Source organism: Novosphingobium sp. PhB55, assembly GCF_004368805.1.
Lineage (GTDB): Bacteria > Pseudomonadota > Alphaproteobacteria > Sphingomonadales > Sphingomonadaceae > Novosphingobium.
In genome coordinates this window covers 120,270-138,717 of record NZ_SODQ01000004.1, presented here as the reverse complement: position 1 = coordinate 138,717, position 18,448 = coordinate 120,270, and the positions used below count along the sequence as shown (strand labels likewise).

General features: G+C 71.9%; 1 protein-coding gene. It reads right to left on the bottom strand.

Features of this window, described 5'->3' with window-relative positions; translation table 11 throughout:
• Nucleotides 1–84: 84 nt before the first annotated feature.
• Entirely contained in the window at nucleotides 85–18,207 is an 18,123-nt protein-coding gene (locus tag EDF57_RS10900) for an autotransporter outer membrane beta-barrel domain-containing protein (RefSeq protein WP_134094253.1), read from the bottom strand.
• Nucleotides 18,208–18,448 lie beyond the last annotated feature (241 nt).

The following is an 18,448-nucleotide window of genomic DNA, read 5'->3' as shown; positions in this document are numbered from 1 at the left end:
AGCGCAGTTCTGTGGGGCGGGTCAGAACGGACCTGCCCAAGATCGAAAGAAAGCTGGAAAGGATGGAAGCGAGGGGCATCGGGATCACATGTGGAACCGGACGCCCGCCATGGCGGTGAGATCGTTGTAGCCCTTGCCGAGATTGGCCCCGACGCTGAACTGGAGGTCGACCTTGCGCATCTGCAGGGTCGAACGCAGGTCGATCCGGCCGCTGTCGCCCACCGCCTGGGCACCGGTGGTGACGAAGCGGAAGTCCGGCGCCCCGGCGAAGGCCGCGGTGACCGAGCGGTCGGTGTCGAAGTCGTGCACCCAGGCCGCGCGCAGCGTCGTGACGAGGGCCTTGCCCTGCGGCAGTTCGATACGGCCCGCGACATTGCCGCCCGCGAACGTGCGGGTCCGCGTCCAGTCCTTGCCGAAGAAGGCGAGGCCGAGCGCCGCGTCTTCCTGACCTTCGGCCTGGTTCTCGACATAGCCCGGCAGCGACAGGCGAGTGACTTCCACGGCCGCGAAGGGCTGGAACACCAGGTTGCCGCTGCCGAACTGGCGCGCCACCTGGGCCCGGCCGGACCAGGCATGCATGGTGAAATCGCCATGCGCCTGCACGTTGCCATCGGCATAGAGCCACATGTCGCGCACGGTCGTGGTATTGGCCGCGCTGTAGAGCAGGTCGGCGCTGAGCGTCCAGGCGCCCGGATGGAAGCCCGCATAGGCGCCGAAGGTGTAGACCTTCGCCTTGCCCGAGGTGCTCACGTCCGGAACCGAGAAGCTCTGCGGATCGAAGCCAAAGGTGGCGCCGACCACGCTGCGCGCGTCCGGGCGATAGTCCCAGCCGCCCTGCACGACATAACCGCTGGTGCGCACGTCGTGTGCCCCGTCGGTGCCGTCCAGACGCTGGCGGCCGCCCTGCACGGCCATCCAGAGGTTGCCCAGCGGCTCCTTGCGCCATGCCGAGGCAAAGGTGCCGACGCGGCTGACGATCTGGCCGTCGATCACATCGTGGCTGTTGCCGATCGCGGAAAGCGCCGCGCTCTGCGCCGCCACCACGCCTTCGCCGGTCAGGCTGTCGTAGACCGTGCCCAGCGCACCCACCGTCGGGATCGAGATGATCGCGGCAGCCGTCGGCGCGAAAGCGTCGCTCGGGGTTTCCTGGATGCGGTCGAGCAGGTTGCCGATCATGGCCTGACGCTGGGTCAGACCGCTGGGCGCATACTCGATCACATAGTGGATGACCTGCTGGTTCGCCGAAGAATAGTCGAGCCCGAAAGTCGCGACCGCCGATGTCGGCGCAACCAGCTTGACCAGGTCCTGGCCGGTGATGCCGCCGGCCGCTTCCAGAATGACCACGTCGTTCGCCCCGGCCCGGGCATAGCCCAGGTTGAGGAGATTGGTCGTGACCCGCCCGTTGAGCGATGCCGCGCCGGAGACGACGACCTTATCCGCCGTGTTGGTCTTCAGGTCGAGATCGAGGTTGTACTCGCTCTGCGCCGTCAGGGTCAGGCCGCCGCTCACGGCAAGCTGCGACACGACGCCGCCGCCGCCCGGATTGAGGATGCCCGAGTTCACGAACGAACCCGCACCGACGTTGACCAGCGAACCGGCCAGGAAGATGCCGCCATTGACGTTGGTGAAGCTGCCTACACCCGCGCCGAGATCGATCGAACCGACGATCGTGCCGGAGTTGACGATCGTGTTGTCGCCGCCTTCCGCGTAGATCACCAGGCCTTCCTGCCCGTCCATGGTCTGGAGCGTACCGGCATTGGTCACGGTGTTGGCCGCGCCGCCGAGCAGCGAGACGGCATGACCGCCCAGACCGCCGACGACATTGACCTTGCCGATGTCCAATACGATCGCGCCGCCGCCAAGGCCGCCGGTGCTCTGCGCGACCAGCGCGCTCGAACCGGCGCCCGAAGTCACGACATCGGCATTGACGGTGAGGTTCACCGCATTGCCCGCGCCGGAGCCTGCCAGCACGCCCGTTCCCGAGCCCGTGGCCGCACCGCCGCCGCCGACCGACTGGACGACCACGCCGTTGGCATTGGCGCCGCTGGTGCGGATCGCCGCGCCCACCGTGACGTCCACCGCGCCTGCGTCGACCGAGCCGCTCGAGGCCGCCAGCGTCATGAGGCGGGCCATGCGCAGCGTGCTCGTCGCACCGGCATTGACCACGTCGAGCGTCTGGACGGTGCCGTCCGCGCCGACCACCGAGGCCGCGCCGCCGCCGCCGCCGATCGACTGCACCAGCAGGGCCGTCGAGCCTGTGCCGGTGGTGGTGATCGTCTGGTTGATCGCCACCGAAACGTCGCCGCCATTGCCGGTCGCGCCGTTCGAGGTGCCGAGCGTCAGCGTGCCCTGGGCATTGGCGCCCACGGCGCTGGCGTAACCGCCGCCGCCGCCGATGGACTGCACGACGACACCCGCCGCACCCGCGCCGGTGGTCTGGACACGGCCATCGAGCGCGAAGTCGATAGTGCCGCCCGAACCGCTGGCCGCGCCGCCGAGATCGACGTTCGTGACCGTGCCGGTGCCGCCGGTGTTGTCGAGGGTCGCCAGACCGCCGCCGCCGCCGATGGACTGCACGAGCACCGCATTGGCGCCGGTGCCGCTGGTGACGACATCCGCCTTCTGGTCGAGCGTGATGTTGCCGCCGTCACCGCCCGCACCGCCGGTCGCACCGGCTGCCAGGGTGATGTCGCCCAGCGCGCCGCCTTCCATCGGGGACAGGGTGGCAACGCCGCCGCCGCCACCGATCGACTGGACCACCAGTGCCGAGGCGAGGTTGCCCGACGTGCCGATGGCGCCGGTCGATGTCGTGAAGGTCACGTCGCCGCCGTTACCCGCCGTGGTCTGCGCACCGCCGACATTCAGCGAAGCCCCCGCCAGCGAACCGTCGGCAAGGCCGAGCGCCATCGTGCCCACGCCGCCGCCGCCGCCGACCGACTGGGCGAGCAGGCCGATAGCCCCGTCGCCCTCGGTAACGATCGTCGCGCTGTTGGCGATGTTGATGGCCGCGCCCGAACCCGCCGAGTCTCCGCTGCCGCCGACCACGGTGGACCAGACGGCATCGCCGCTGCCCAGCACCACGTCGCCGGTAACACCTTCGGTGCCGCCGCCGCCGCCGATCGACTGCGCCGCGAAGCCGATGGCGCCTGCGCCCGTGGTCTGGACCTCGTTGGCGTTGGTCACGTCGATCACGTTCCCGTCACCGGCCACGCCGCCGGTGCTGCCGAGTTGCAGGGTCAGGCCGTTCGAGCCGACTTCCAGCGGATCGGGCACGGAGAGCGCGACGTTGCCGCCGCCCGCGCCGATGGCCTGGGCCAGCAAGCCGTAGGAAAGCGCGCCCGCCGTCTGGAGCATGCCGCCCGAGAGGTTGACGACGACCTTGCCCTGCTTGCCGCTGATCCCTTCGCCCTGCGCGCCCAGCGTCAGGTTGACGCCGTCGAACGCGCCCGCCTGTGCCGCGATGGCATAGGCCGACTGGCCGCCGCCACCCGCGATGGACTGGGCGAGCACGGCGATGGAATCGTCCTTGAGGGTAACGATGCTGCCGGTGGAAGTAACGGTGACGTCGCCGCCATCGCCGCCCGCGCCGCCGGTGGCGCCCACTTGCGTGTTCAGCGAACCGCCGGTGACGGCCAGCGAGCCGGTGAAGCCGCCGGCACCGCCGCCGCCGCCGATGGACTGGGCAAGAATGCCGACCGAAGCCGCGCCTTCCACCAGGATCGTGCCGGTGTTGGTGATGGTGATGTCGCCGCCATTGCCGCCCGCGCCGCCGCTGCCGCCGAGCGCGGAGGTCATGCCGCCAAGCCCGGTGCTGAGCGTGCCGGAGACCACCATGCCCGCCGTGCCGCCGCCGCCGCCGATGGACTGGGCGAAGACGCCATAGGACAAGTCGCCCTTGGCATCGATCACGCCGCTGTTGCTGACCGTGATCGTGCCGCCGTCACCGCCCGCGCCGCCCGAACCGCCGAGGCTGGTCGTGGTGGAGCTGCCGGTGCTGAGCGAGCCGGAGATGGACATCCCGCCAAGGCCGCCGCCGCCACCGATCGACTGCGCGAAGACACCGATCGAGTTGGCTTCCAGCGTCTGGATCGTGCCGCTGTTGATGACTGCGATGTCGCCGCCGTTGCCGCCGCCGGCACCCGCGCCGCCCACGCTCTGGCTGATCGCGCCGCCCGCGCCGACGGAAAGTCCGCCCGCGAAGCCGCCCGAACCGCCGCCGCCGCCGACCGACTGGCCGAAGACCGCGACCGAACCCGCGCCTTGCGCCAGCACGTTGCCGCCATTGGTCAGCGTGATCGCGCCGCCATTGCCGCCACCGCCGCCGGAGCCTGCGCCGAGGGTCGAATTGACCGCGCCGCCGGTGGCAATCGTGCCGTCGACCGCGAAGCCGCCGGAACCGCCGCCGCCGCCGATCGACTGCGCGAAGACGCCGTAGGACAAGTCACCATCGACCACGATGGTCGCGCCCGCCGCGTTGGAGACGCTGATCGCGCCGCCGTCACCACCCGCGCCGCCCGAACCGCCAAGCGTGTTGGACAGGCTGGAGACCGCACCGCTCGCCGCCAGCGAGAAGCCGCCAAGGCCGCCGCCGCCGCCGACCGACTGGGCGAAGACGCCCGCCGCATTGGCACCGGCTGCATGGATCTGGCCACTGTTGCTGACGGCAATGTCGCCGCCCTGGCTGGCATCGCCACCGGCACCGCCGATGGTCGAGCCGAAAGCGCCGTCGCCCGAGCCGGTGAGGCCGCCGGCGAAGCCACCGGCACCGCCGCCACCGCCCACGGACTGGGCGAAGACCGCAACCGCGCTGGCGCCCAGCGTTTCGATCGTTCCGCTGTTGTTCAGCGTGATCGTTCCGCCCAGGCCGCCGCCACCGCCGGCACCGCCGCCGATGGTGGACTGGGCATCGCCGGTAAGCGCCACGGTCGCGCCGGCCGCGAAGCCGCCGTTACCGCCGCCGCCGCCGATGGACTGCGCCTGAATGCCGTAAGCGAAGGCGCCTTCGGTGTAGACCGCGCCGCTGGTGTCCACGGTGATGTCACCGCCGATACCGCCAGCCCCGCCGCTGCCGCCGATCGTGTCGGACACGGCATCGAGCTGCGAAGCCGCGCCGCCGACGGCAAAGCCGCCAACACCACCACCGCCGCCGACCGACTGGGCAAGGATCGCCACCGCCTGGTCGCCTGCCGTCGCTACGAGGCCGCTGTTGGACACCGTGATCGTGCCGCCTGCGCCACCGTCGCCGCCGGCTCCGCCGACCGACGAACTGGCCGAAGCGCCTTCGGCCGAGAGGCCGCCGCCCGCGGCGAAAGCACCGGCACCGCCGCCGCCGCCGATCGACTGCGCGAAGATCGCAATCGAGGCGTCGCCCAGCGTGACGATCTGACCGGCATTGTCGACCGCGATCGTGCCGCCAAGGCCGCCCGCGCCGCCGATACCGCCGCCGACGCCGTTCTCCACGTCGTCGCCCAGCGCCAGCGCGCCACCGGCCGCAAAGCCGCCCGCGCCGCCGCCGCCGCCGACCGACTGCGCAAAGACGCCGTAGGAAATTGCGCCATCAGTCTCGATCTTGCCACCGGCTGCGTTGCCGACCGTGATGTCACCGCCGTCACCCGCCGTGCCGCCGTCGCCGCCGATCGTCTGCGAAACCGCACCGGCCTTGGAGGCCGCGCCGCCGGTCGAGAAGCCGGCGACACCGCCGCCGCCGCCCACCGACTGCGCGAAGAGCGCAGTCGCATTGCTGCCGAGCGTCAGGATCGAACCGCCGTTGTCCAGCGCGATCGTGCCGCCGCTGCCGCCTGCGCCGCCCGAGCCGCCCACCGTGTTCGAGGTCGCGCCGCCTTCGGCCGAGAGACCGCCGCCGGCAGCGAAGCCGCCCGCACCGCCGCCGCCGCCGATCGACTGCGCGAACACTGCAATCGCGCCCTCGCCCGCCGTCTGGATCGCGCCGAGGCTGGAAAGCGTGACATTGCCGCCGATACCGCCGCCGCTGCCCGCGCCGCCGCCGACGCTGGAGTCCACATCGCCTTCGAGGCTCAGCGCACCGCCGGCCGCGAAAGCACCCGAACCGCCGCCGCCGCCGACCGACTGCGCGAAGACCGCGTAGGAGAAGTCACCCAAGGTGGTGATCGCGCCGTTCGCGCCGTTGTCGATGGAGACTTCGCCGCCGTCGCCACCGGCGCCGCCCGTGCCGCCCACCGTGTTCGAGGCGCTGTCCGCCTTCGACGCACTGGCGCCGACCGAGAAGCCGCCGGCACCACCGCCGCCGCCCACCGATTGGGCATAGACCGCCGTGGCATTGGCGCCTTCGGTGCGGATCGATCCGGTGTTGACCAGCGAAACCACGCCGCCCGCGCCGCCGTCACCGCCAGCACCGCCGACCGCGTTGGAGGCCGCGCCGCCTTCGATGGTCAGGCCGCCGCCCGCCGCGAAGCCGCCCGCGCCGCCGCCGCCGCCCACGGACTGGGCGAAGACCGCGATGGAGCCGTCTCCGGCCGTACCGATCTTGCCGCCATTGCTCAGCGCGACCACGCCGCCGATGCCGCCACCGGCACCGTCGCCCGCGCCGACCGACGAATTCGCGTCGCCCTCAAGCGAAAGCGCGCCACCGGCCGAGAAGCCGCCCTGGCCGCCGCCGCCACCGACAGACTGTGCGAACACGGCGTAGGAGAGCGTGCCCAGCGTGACGACTTCGCCGTCCGCGCCATTGGCCACAGTCACTTCGCCGCCGTCGCCGCCCGCGCCGCCGCTGCCGCCGACCACGGTCGAGGCGCTGTCCGCCTTGGACGCCGAGGCGCCCACGGCAAAGCCGCCCTTGCCGCCGCCGCCGCCGACCGACTGCGCGAAGATCGCGGTCGCATTGGCGCCTTCGGTCTGGACCAGGCCGTCGGTCGTGATCGAAACCACACCGCCGGCACCGCCCGCCCCGCCCGATCCGCCAACGCTGTCGGATGCCGAGCCGCCCTGCGCGGTCAGGCCAGCGCCCACCGCGAAGCCGCCCGCGCCGCCGCCGCCGCCCACGGACTGGGCGAAGACCGCCACCGAGCCCGCGCCCTTGGTCGCGATCGTGCCGGTGTTGTCGAGGCTGACGAGACCGCCAGCACCGCCGCCGCCACCGCTGCCGCCGCCCACGCCGGATTCGGCTTCGCCTTCGAGGCTGAGGCCCGCGCCGGTCGCAAAGCCGCCCGAACCGCCGCCGCCGCCGACCGACTGCGCATAGACCGCGTAGGACAAGTCGCCATCGGTGGTGATCGTACCGCCGTTGTTGGCGATCGTGACGTCGCCGCCCGCACCTGCCGCGCCGCCGCTGCCGCCGACGAGGTTGGAAGCCGCATCCGCGCTGGCCGCTGCCGCACCGGCGGAGAACCCGCCCGTACCGCCGCCGCCGCCGACCGACTGGGCCAGCACTGCGGTCGCATTGGCGCCCAGGGTCTGGATCGTGCCGCTGCTGGTGACCGAAACGAGGCCGCCGTCACCGCCGCCCGCGCCTTGGCCGCCGATGGCATTGCTGGCCGCGCCGCCCTTGACGCTGAGGCCGCCCGAGACGGCAAAGCCGCCCGAACCGCCGCCACCGCCGATCGACTGTGCCAGCACTGCCAGCGAACCGTCGCCGCGTGTGCCGATATCGCCCGCGTTGTCGATCGAAACCACGCCGGCCGAACCGCCCGCGCCGCCCGAACCTGCGCCGACTTCCGAGCTGGCATCGCCTTCGAGGGCAAGGCCCGCGCCGACCGAGAAGCCGCCCGAACCGCCGCCGCCGCCGATCGACTGCGCCTGCACCGCAATCGACATCGCGCCTTCGGTAACGATCGTGGCATTCGCCGTGTTGACGAGCGTGACATCGCCCGCCGAACCCGCCGTGCCGCCGTCACCACCGATGGAGCTGTTCGCCGCGCCGCCCTTGGCCAGTGCACCGCTGACCGCGAAGGCACCGTTGCCGCCGCCGCCACCAATCGACTGCATCAGCACCGCCGTCGCGTTGGCGCCCTGCGTCAGGATCGTGCCGTCGTTGTAGAGCGAGACCGTGCCCGCCGAACCGCCGCTGCCCGCGCCGCCGCCGATGGCGTTGAAGAGCGTGCTGTCGCTGCCACCCGCGAGACCCGCGCCGACCGCGAAGCCACCCGAACCGCCGCCGCCGCCGATCGACTGCGCGAAGACCGCCACGGCGCCGTCGCCGCTGGTCTGAATCAGGCTGTAGTTGTTGACGCCGACATTGCCGCCGTCACCCGCCGCACCGCCTGCGCCGCCGCCGACCGAGGACGTCGCGCCTTCGGACAGCGAGAGCGCGCCGCCCGTGGCGAAACCGCCCGAACCGCCGCCGCCGCCGATCGACTGGGCGAGGATCGCATAGCCGAAGTTGCCGGTGGTCACGACCGTGCCGGTCGAACCGTTGGCGACTTCCACCGTGCCGCCGGAACCGCCCGCGCCGCCGCTGCCGCCCACCGCGTCGCTGGCAGAAGCCGCCTTCGAGGCTGCCGCGCCCAGCGAGAAGCCCGCCGAGCCGCCGCCGCCGCCGATCGACTGCGCCACGATGGCCGTGGAGCGGTCGCCCAAGACCTGGATATTGCCCGTGGTCACGACCTTGACCGCACCGGCATCGCCGCCGACGCCGCCCGAACCACCCAGGCTGTTGGCGACCGCTTCCGAGGTCGAGGAGATCGTCAGCGAGCCGGAGAAACCGCCGGTGCCGCCGCCGCCGCCGATCGACTGCGCAACCACGCCGTTCGATGCTGCGCCGAAAGTATAGATGTCGCCGGTGTTCTGCACGGTGACCGTGCCGGCGTTCTGGCCGGAACCGCCCGCGCCGCCGGTGGCGCTCGATGCCGCCTTTTCGCCCAGCGCCAGCGTGCCCGCCACGGCAAAGCCGCCCGAACCGCCGCCGCCGCCGATCGACTGCGCCAGCACGCCGTCGGACAGCGCGCCGTGGGTCTGAATCAACGCGCTGGTCGAGACGAGGACATTGCCGCCCACGCCGCCGTCGCCGCCCGAACCGCCGGTGACTGCGCTCGCGCCCTCACCGTCCGAAGCCGCCGCAAGGCCGAGCGAGAAGCCGCCCACGCCGCCGCCGCCGCCGATCGACTGGGCGACGACTGCCGCCGAGCCATTGCCCAGCGTGCCGAGCGCGCCACTCAACGTCAGGTCGAGATTGCCCGCGTCGGAGCCCACTCCGCCCGCGCCGCCGACCGAGCTGACCGCCGAGCCGCCGCCCAGCGCCGCCGCAAGGCTGCCCGAGAAGCCGCCCGCGCCGCCGCCGCCGCCGATCGACTGGGCCAGCACCGCATTGGTGGCGTCGCCCGAGGTCAGGATCTGGCCCGCCGAAACGACCGTGACATTGCCCGCAGCATTGCCTGCGCCGCCCGCGCCGCCGACACTGTCGGACGCGCCCGAACCCTTGGTGGCGATCGCGCCGGAGACCGAGAAGCCGCCGGTGCCGCCACCGCCGCCGATCGACTGCGCGACGATGCCGCGGCTGTGGTCGCCATCGACCTTGATGTTGCCGATGGAAGTGACGCTGACGTCGTCGGCCGAGCCGGACGAACCACCCGCACCGCCGGTCGAGCTGGACACCGCATCCGCCCCCGAAAGCGCGAGGCCCGCCGAAACCGAGAAGCCGCCGTTGCCGCCGCCGCCGCCGATCGACTGTGCCACCACGCCGGTGGAATTGGCGCCGTGCGTGAAGATGTCGCCGGTATTGGCCACGTCCACCGTGCCGGCGTTGCCGGCCGATCCGCCCGCGCCGCCGCCGATGGTGGAGTTCGCCTCACCCTCGACGCTCAGCGCGCCGCCGACCGAGAAGCCGCCCGAACCGCCGCCGCCGCCGATCGACTGCGCAAGGATCGCGCCCGATTGCGCGCCGAACGTCTCGATGCCGCCGGTGTGGGTGACGCTGACATTGCCTGCGTCGCCCGCCGAGCCGCCATCGCCGCCGGTCGATTCCGCCGTCGCGCCGCCGCTAGAGGAAAGCGCCGCGCCGACCGCGAAGCCGCCGGCACCGCCGCCGCCGCCGATCGATTGCGCCAGCAGCGCCACCGATGCCGCGCCCTTGGTGACGACATTGCCGTCCACCGCCACGCTGACGTCGGCCGAATTACCCGAGGAGCCGCCTGCGCCGCCGCCGGTCGCGGATTCCGCGTCGCCCTCGATCGAGGCACCGGCGCCGACGGCAAAGCCGCCCGAACCGCCGCCACCGCCGATCGATTGCGCCACCACACCGCGCGCCTGGGCGCCGTCGGTCTGGATATCGCCCTGGACCGAAACGTTCACCGTTCCGGCATTGCCCGAGGAGCCACCGGCGCCGCCGGTCGAATCCGAGGCCGCGCCGCCCGAGGAGGAGAGCGCCGCCGAGACCGAGAAGCCGCCGACACCGCCGCCGCCGCCGATCGACTGGGCCAGCACGCCGTTGGCCGCCGCGCCCGAAGTGATTACGGTACCGGTCTGCTCAACCGTGACGTCCGAAGCCGAACCGGCCGCACCGCCAGCGCCGCCGCCGACGCTGGACTTGGCGTCCGAATCCATCGAGGCGCCGAGGCCTACGGCAAAGCCGCCGACACCGCCGCCGCCGCCCACGGACTGCGCGAAGATGCCGTTGGCCGAAGCGCCGGAGGTCTGGATATCGCCGTCATGGCTGACCGCAACCGTACCGGCGCTGCCGCCCGCGCCGGCCGAACCGCCAACGCTGGTGCTGGTCGCCCCGCCTTCGAGGCTGAAGCCCGCGCCGACCGAGAAGCCGCCCGAACCGCCACCGCCGCCGACCGACTGCGCGAAGATACCGTTGGAATTGGTGCCGCTGGTGACGATCGTGCCCACTTCGGAAACGATCACGTCCGCGCCGTCACCGGCAGTGCCGCCACCGCCGCCGCCGACGCTGGACGTGGCATCGCCCTTCATCGAGGCGCCCAGGCCCACGGCAAATCCGCCGTTGCCGCCGCCGCCGCCCACAGATTGGGCCAGGATGCCGTTCGCATTGGCGCCGCTGGTGCCGATGTCGCCCGTGCGGTCCACGGTGACGGTGCCGGCATTGCCGCCGCCGCCGCCAGAGCCACCCACGCTGTCGCTGGTCGCCGTACCGTCGAGGCTGAGGCCCGCACCGACTGAGAAGCCCCCGTTGCCGCCGCCGCCGCCGACCGACTGCGCGAAGACGCCGTTGGCCTGGTCGCCCAGTGTGACGATCGTGCCGGTTCCGGTCACGGTCACATCGCCCGCGTCCGAGCCGTTGCCCGCGCCGCCGCCGCCAACCTTGGAATCCGCGTCGCCCTTGATCGAGACACCGAGGCCCACGGCGAAGCCGCCGTTACCGCCGCCGCCACCGATCGACTGCGCGAGGATACCGTTCGAGCCGGTGCCCTTGGTCTGGATATCGCTGTCCGCATGGACCGAGACGTTGCCCGCGATCGCGCCGCCCGCACCGGCACCGCCGACGCTGGTGGACGAGGAGCCGCCCTCGCTGGAGAAGCCCGCGCCGACCGAGAAGCCGCCGTTGCCGCCACCGCCACCGACCGACTGCGCGAAGATGCCCGCTGCCGCCGCGCCTTCGGTCCAGATCGTGCCTTCGGTGGTGACAGAAACGTCGCCGGCCGTGCCGCCGAGCGAACCGGCGCCGCCGCCAACGCTCGACTCCGCGTCCCCCTTGATGGAGACGCCGAGGCCCACGGCGAAACCGCCCGACCCACCGCCGCCGCCGACCGACTGGGCGAAGACGCCGTTGGAACCATCGCCCTTGGTGGTGATCCCTTCGCGCGCCACGACCGTGACGTTGCCGGCGTTGCCGCCGGAACCGCCGCCGCCGCCGACGCTGTCGCTGGTAGAATCGCCTTCCGCGCTGAAGCCGGCACTGACCGAGAAGCCGCCGGTGCCGCCGCCGCCGCCCACCGACTGCGCCAGCACGCCGTTGGACGCGGCGCCTTCGGTGTAGATCGCGCCAGTGGTGTCTACGCTGACATCGTCCGAATTGCCCGCCGCGCCGCCTTCGCCGCCGCCGACGCTCGATTCCGCGTCGCCCTTGATCGAGACGCCCGCGCCGACGGAGAAACCGCCGTTGCCGCCGCCGCCGCCAACCGACTGGGCGAACACGCCGTTGGCGATGTTGCCGCTGGTCTGGATCTTGCCGACATTGACGACATCCACGGTCGAGGCGTTACCGCCCGCGCCGCCGCTGCCGCCCACCTGGTTCGAGGCTGCGTCGCCCTCGCCCGAGAACGCACCGCCGACCGAGAAACCGCCCGAACCGCCGCCGCCGCCGATGGACTGCGCCAAAATGCCGTTGGAACCCGTTCCCGATGTGACGACGGAGTAATCCACGATCGCTGCATTGGCGCCCGCCGTGGCGGAGACGCTGACCATGCCGGCATCGTTGCCGGTGCCGCCATTGCCGCCGACGCTTTGGGTATCGGAATCGCCCTTGGCAGACAGGCTGGCGCTGACGGAGAAACCGCCATTGCCGCCGCCACCGCCGACAGACTGCGCGAAGATGCCGTTGGCGATTTCGCCGGTGGTCTGCACGGTGCCGAGGCTGGTCACGTCGACATTGCCGGCAAGGCCGCCGCTGCCACCCGTGCCGCCGCTGCTGTTGCCGATCGACTGGCCTTCGACCGTGGCCGAAGCGGTGAGGCTGAAGCCGCCGTTGCCGCCGCCGCCGCCGATCGACTGGGCCTGGATGCCCGCCGCAAGGTTGCCCGAAGTGGCGACATTGCCGGTCGAGTTCAGCGAGACGTTGCCCGCCGTATTGCCGGTGCCGCCCGAGCCGCCGATGCCCACGGCCACGGCATTGCCCACGGAGAGCGAGAGCGCGCCCGCGAAGCCGCCATTGCCGCCGCCGCCGCCGACCGACTGGGCAAACAGGCCCACCGCGCTGGCGCCGCTGGTCGAGATATCGCCGGTGCTGACCAGCGAAACGTCGCCCGCCTCGCCGCCCGAACCGCCCTTGCCGCCGATGGCCACCGAAGCCGAAATGCCGTCGCTGCTGGTCGTCAGCGTGCCGGAAATGGCGAAACCGCCGTTACCGCCGCCGCCGCCGATCGACTGGGCCAGAATGCCGTCCGCCTGGTCGCCCAGCGTGGTGATATTGCCTTCGGAGACGACGGAGACCGCCTTGCCCGCGCCGCCCGAGCCGCCCGAGCCGCCGAGCGCCAGCGCCGCCGATGCGTATTGCGCACCTGCTACCGCGACCGAAAAGCCACCGTTGCCGCCGCCGCCGCCGACCGACTGCGCGAAGATACCATTGGAGAGCGTGCCCTCGGTGTAGATGTCGCCGGTGTTCGCCAGCGTGACCGTGCCGGCATCGTTGCCGGTGCCGCCGGTGCCGCCAAACGAGAGCGCCGCCGCGCCGTACTGCGCGCCCGCCACGGCGGCCGAGAAGCCGCCATTGCCACCGCCCCCGCCGATGGATTGCGCGACGAGGCCGCTTGATTGGTCGCCCAGCGTGCCGATCTGGCCAGTGGACGTCAGTGTTACGTCGCCCGCCGTGCCGCCCGCGCCGCCCTTGCCGCCGAAGCCGATGGCGACCGCGCCGTACTGGCCGCCCGCCGCGCTGACGCTCCAGCCGCCATTGCCGCCGCCGCCACCGATGGACTGGACTTGCGCGCCGGCGCTGAAGTCGCCCTTGGTGACGATGTCGCCGGTGTTGGTGAGATCAGCGTCGCCTGCCGCGCCGCCGGTGCCCCCGGTGCCGCCAAACCCAATCGCTGCTGCGCCATACTGTGCGCCCGCCGCGCTGACGGAGAAGCCGCCGTTACCGCCGCCGCCGCCGACCGACTGCGCGAACAGGCCCTGCGAATAGTTGCCTTCGGTCCAGATGTCCCCGGTCGAAACGAGCGTGACATCGCCCGCCGCGCCGCCCGTGCCGCCGTTACCGCCGAAGGAAAGGGCAACGGCGCCGAACTGGGCGCCCGATGCAGAGATCGCGAAGCCGCCGTTACCGCCGCCGCCGCCGATGGACTGCGCGCGCACACCGGCCGAGAAGTCGCCCGACGTCGTCATGTCGCCATCGGAATCGACCGAAACATCGCCCGCGGAACCGCCGACACCGCCCGAGCCGCCCATCGACAGGCTGACCGCGCCGAACTGGCCGCCCGCCGCCGAAATCGCGAAGCCGCCATTGCCGCCGCCGCCGCCCAGAGACTGGGCGAAGATCGCATCGGCATTGTCACCGAGAGTCTGAATGTCGCCAATGCTGCGGATGCCGACATCGCCCGAGGAGCCACCGTCGCCGCCCTCGCCGCCGAACGAAGCGGAAATACCGCCGCCCTGGCCGCCCGAAGCCGCGATGGCGCCGCCGCCATTGCCACCGCCGCCGCCGACCGACTGGGCGAACAGGCCTTGCGCGCTGTCGCCCTCGGTCAGAATGTTACCGGTGCTGACAAGAGTGACCTTGCCGCCGGTGCCGCCATTGCCCGCGCCGCCGCCGAACGCCAGCGAGGCCCCGCCTGCCCAGCCGCCGCTGGCCGAAATCGCCAGGCCGCCGTTACCGCCGCCGCCGCCGACCGATTGTGCGAGGATGCCCGCCGAAGCCGCACCCTGCGTCCAGATGCCGCCGTCCGAAGTGACCGAAACTTCGTCACCGTTGCCGCCATTGGCGCCCGCGCCGCCCATGGAAACGCCCGCGGCGCCGATCCCGCCGCCCGAGACTGCGGCCGAGAAGCCGCCATTACCGCCGCCGCCGCCAATCGACTGGGCGAGGATGCCATTGGAGAGAGCGCCGATCGTGGTGATCGTGCCGGTGCTGTCCACCGTCACCTTGCCGGCCATGCCGCCATTGGCGCCGCTACCGCCGAATGCCGCCGACATCGCGCCGACGCCGCCGGCCGAGCCGGACACCGCGAAGCCGCCGTTGCCGCCACCGCCGCCGACCGATTGCGCGAAGACGCCGTTGGAGCTGGCACCCTCGGTCGCGAGATCGCCGGTCGAGGAGACATAGACGTCATCGCCCGCCCCGCCATTGCCGCCGCCGCCGCCGAACGTCAGGCTGACAGCACCTGCAGCGCCGCCGGCCAGGCCGACCGCGAAGCCGCCGTTACCGCCGCCGCCGCCGATGCTTTCGGCGAAGATCGCGTCGGATTGGGTGCCCTTGGTGGAGATATTGCCAACCGAAACGACCCTGACGGTCGAACCGTCGGAACCCGCACCGCCAACGCCGCCGAATGTCGACGTGATCGCGCCGACACCGAGGGCCGCGCTGGCCGCGAAACCGCCGTTGCCGCCGCCGCCGCCGACCGACTGCGCGAAGATGCCGCGCGACTGTTCGCCTTCGGTGGTGATCTGCGTGGCACTGGCGACATCGACGAGGCCGCCCGTGCCGCCCACGCCGCCCGCACCGCCATAGCTCATCGTCAGCGATCCGCCGAGCGAGGCGCCCGCGGCGACCGAGAAGCCGCCATTGCCGCCGCCGCCGCCGACCGAGCTGGCGAAGATACCGTCGGAAAGGTCACCCTTGGTGGCGATGGAGCCCTGAAGGCCGAGACGCACCGCACCGCCCGAACCGCCCGAACCGCCCGATCCGCCGAACGCGATGGAGGCCGTCGCGCCAAGGCCCGCGGAGGCCGAAAGCGCGAAGCCGCCGTTACCGCCGCCGCCGCCGACCGACTGCGCGAAGAGGCCTGTCGAACGCTCGCCAAAAGTCTCGATATAAGCCGAGCCCATGCTCGAACTGGCCGTGGTGCAGGCCGAATTGGTGTTGACGCAAATGTCGCCGCCGGCGCCGCCGCCGCCACCCGAACCGCCGAAAGCGGCGCTCACGAAGAGCCCCGCCGAAACCGCCGAACCGCCGTTGCCGCCGCCGCCGCCGATGGACTGCACGAAGATCGCCGTCGCGTCGTCGCCGGAGGTCGACACGAGGCCGGTCTGGTTGAGAACGACCTTGCCGCCCTGGCCGCCGTTGCCGCCGTCACCGCCGATGGCGAGCACGCCCGTCGTCGAGCCGCCGTTGCCGCCGCCACCGCCGATGGACTGGGCGATGATACCCAGCGCCTTGTCGCCCTTGGTGGTGATCGTACCGCTGTTCGAAACGGTGACCACGCCGCCGTTGCCGCCGCCGCCGCCCGATCCGCCGATGGAGATCAGGCCGGTCGAACTGCCGCCGTCGCCGCCGCCACCGCCGACCGACTGGGCCTGGATACCGATCGAGCGTACCCCGGCGGTCGAGATCGAGCCGCCATTGGTCACCGAGACATTGCCGCCGGGGCTGGTGCCTGCGCCGCTACCGCCGATGCCGACGAGCCCGGTCGAATTGCCGCCCGCGCCGCCGCCGCCGCCCACCGATTGCGCGAAGATCCCGCGGGCGTAGTCGCCCGTAGTCTTCAACGCGCCCTGATTGTCGACGATGACGGTGCCGCCAAGACCGCCGCTCGCACCCTTGCCGCCCAGCCCCACGAGACCGACCGAGCCGGAGCCCGAACCGCCGCCACCGCCGACCGACTGCGCGAAAATCGCATCCGCCCAGGCCCCGGACGTGGTGATCGAACCGCCCGAGGTCTGCGTGATCTGAACCAGCCCGCCATTGCCGCCGCCCGCGCCGGACCCACCCAGAGACACCAGGCCTCCGGTGCCCGAAGCCGAGCCGCCGCCGCCGCCAATGGACTGCGCGAAGATGCCCTTGCCGGATTCTCCCGTCGTCACCATCGTGGCGCCCGAAGACACCGTGACGGTGCTGCCGTTGCCGCCGCCCGCGCCGGTACCGCCCAGCGCCGCGAGACCGCCGGTGACGCCCGCACTGCCGCCGCCGCCGCCGATCGACTGGGCCATGACACCGTAGGAGCCGAGGCCCGCGGTAGATACGAAGGCGCCTTCGGCAATGGCGATGTTGACCGTGCCGGCATCGCTGCCCTGGCTGCCGGCGCTGCCCAGCGCGACTGCGCCGATGGTCGTGCCACCGTTGCCGCCACCGCCGCCGACCGACTGCGCGAAGAAGCCATGGGCATAATCGCCAGTCGTCTTCGTGGAGGAATTGGCGCCTGCGTTGATCGTGGCATTGCCGCCGGGGCCGCCTGCACCGCCCGAGCTGGAATCGGCGAAGACGCCGCCGCTGGTGCCGCCGCTGCCACCGGATCCGCCCACCGACTGCGCGAGAACGCCGTGCGCGCCTTCGCCAGAGGTCTGGACCACGCCGTTCTGGTTGACGACGACGTCGCCGCCCTTGCCGCCGAAGCTGCCGCCGCCACTGGACGCGACTAGGCCATAGCTGTCGCCGCCGCTACCGGCCGTGCCGCCCAGGCTCTGGGCGAGGATGCCGATGGAGCCCGCGCCGCTGGTGGCCACGGTGCCGTTGTTGGTGGCACTCGCATTGCCGCCCACGCCCGGCGAACCGCCACCCGAGCCGCCGCCGGAAAGGAACCCGTCGCCGCCCGCACCGCCCTTGCCGGCCGAGCTGCTGACCAGGATGCCGTAAGCGCTGGTGCCCGTGGTCACCACATTGGCAGTGCTGACCAGGCTGACATTGCCTCCCACGCCTGCCGTGCCACCGGTGCCGCCGTCCGATCCGAGATAGCCGTCGCCGCCGTTGCCGCCGTTGCCGCCGATGCTCTGAACGATGACCGCTGCCAGGCCGCTGGACTGGGACGAGATGGTGCCCGAAATGTTATCGGTGATCGCCGGGCCATTGGCACCCGAACCACCGTCGCCTGCCGATATGAACAGCAGGCCGATATGTCCGTTGCCGCCGCCGCGGCCGCGCTGGACGTTGCGGTAGGTGCTGTCGCCGGGATTGCTCGGCAGCGAAATCGGGTCGGCGCCGGTCGCATTCGCCGCCGGGGCGATCGAGGTGACGACCGCGTTTTCGCTGATCTTGTCGTTGACCGAATTGGACAGCTTGACCGAAGTCACGACGCCGTTGGTATCCGTCTGGACTTCGGTAACGGTGTAAGTCGTGCCGGAAACTTCGAACGTCTGGCCGACTTCGCTTGCCAGCAGGATGACGTTGTCGGCATCCGTCTTCACTTGCGCGGGTGACAGCTGTTCGGTCACCGTTTCGAAGGCCCCGGTGACGGGGTTCTTGATCTGCGCGCCTACCGGAGGCGTGACGATCGGGGTGGGGGTAGGTGTGGGGGTCGGGCTGGGCGCCGGCGACGCCTGGGCCCAGGCCTGGACCGGCATCACGCCGCTCATCACCATCATCGCTGCAAGAGTGGCGACCGAGGCGCTTGCGCGCCAGGTGCGCGCGCGGCGCGCTTCACCCTTGCTCGCGGTGGAACGGCCAGCGAAAGGTTCAGAAGTGTTCACGGTAAGCCCCCAGGGTGCCTATTCGGCAAGTCGCCCCGGCCCCGCCCCTCGGGAGCGGGATTCCCGTGCTGTACGCCAGCTCTGGCGCAGCAGGAATCCGGAACAACACATAGAAAATGACGAAATAATTTCCTGCTTATCAGCGTGTTAGGAAATTATTTCCGACTGGTTTCGGCGCCCCGATGCGCCGAGTCCGCCCTTCCCGCGCCGCATGGACGGCGCAGGTTGGACGGCCTTCGAT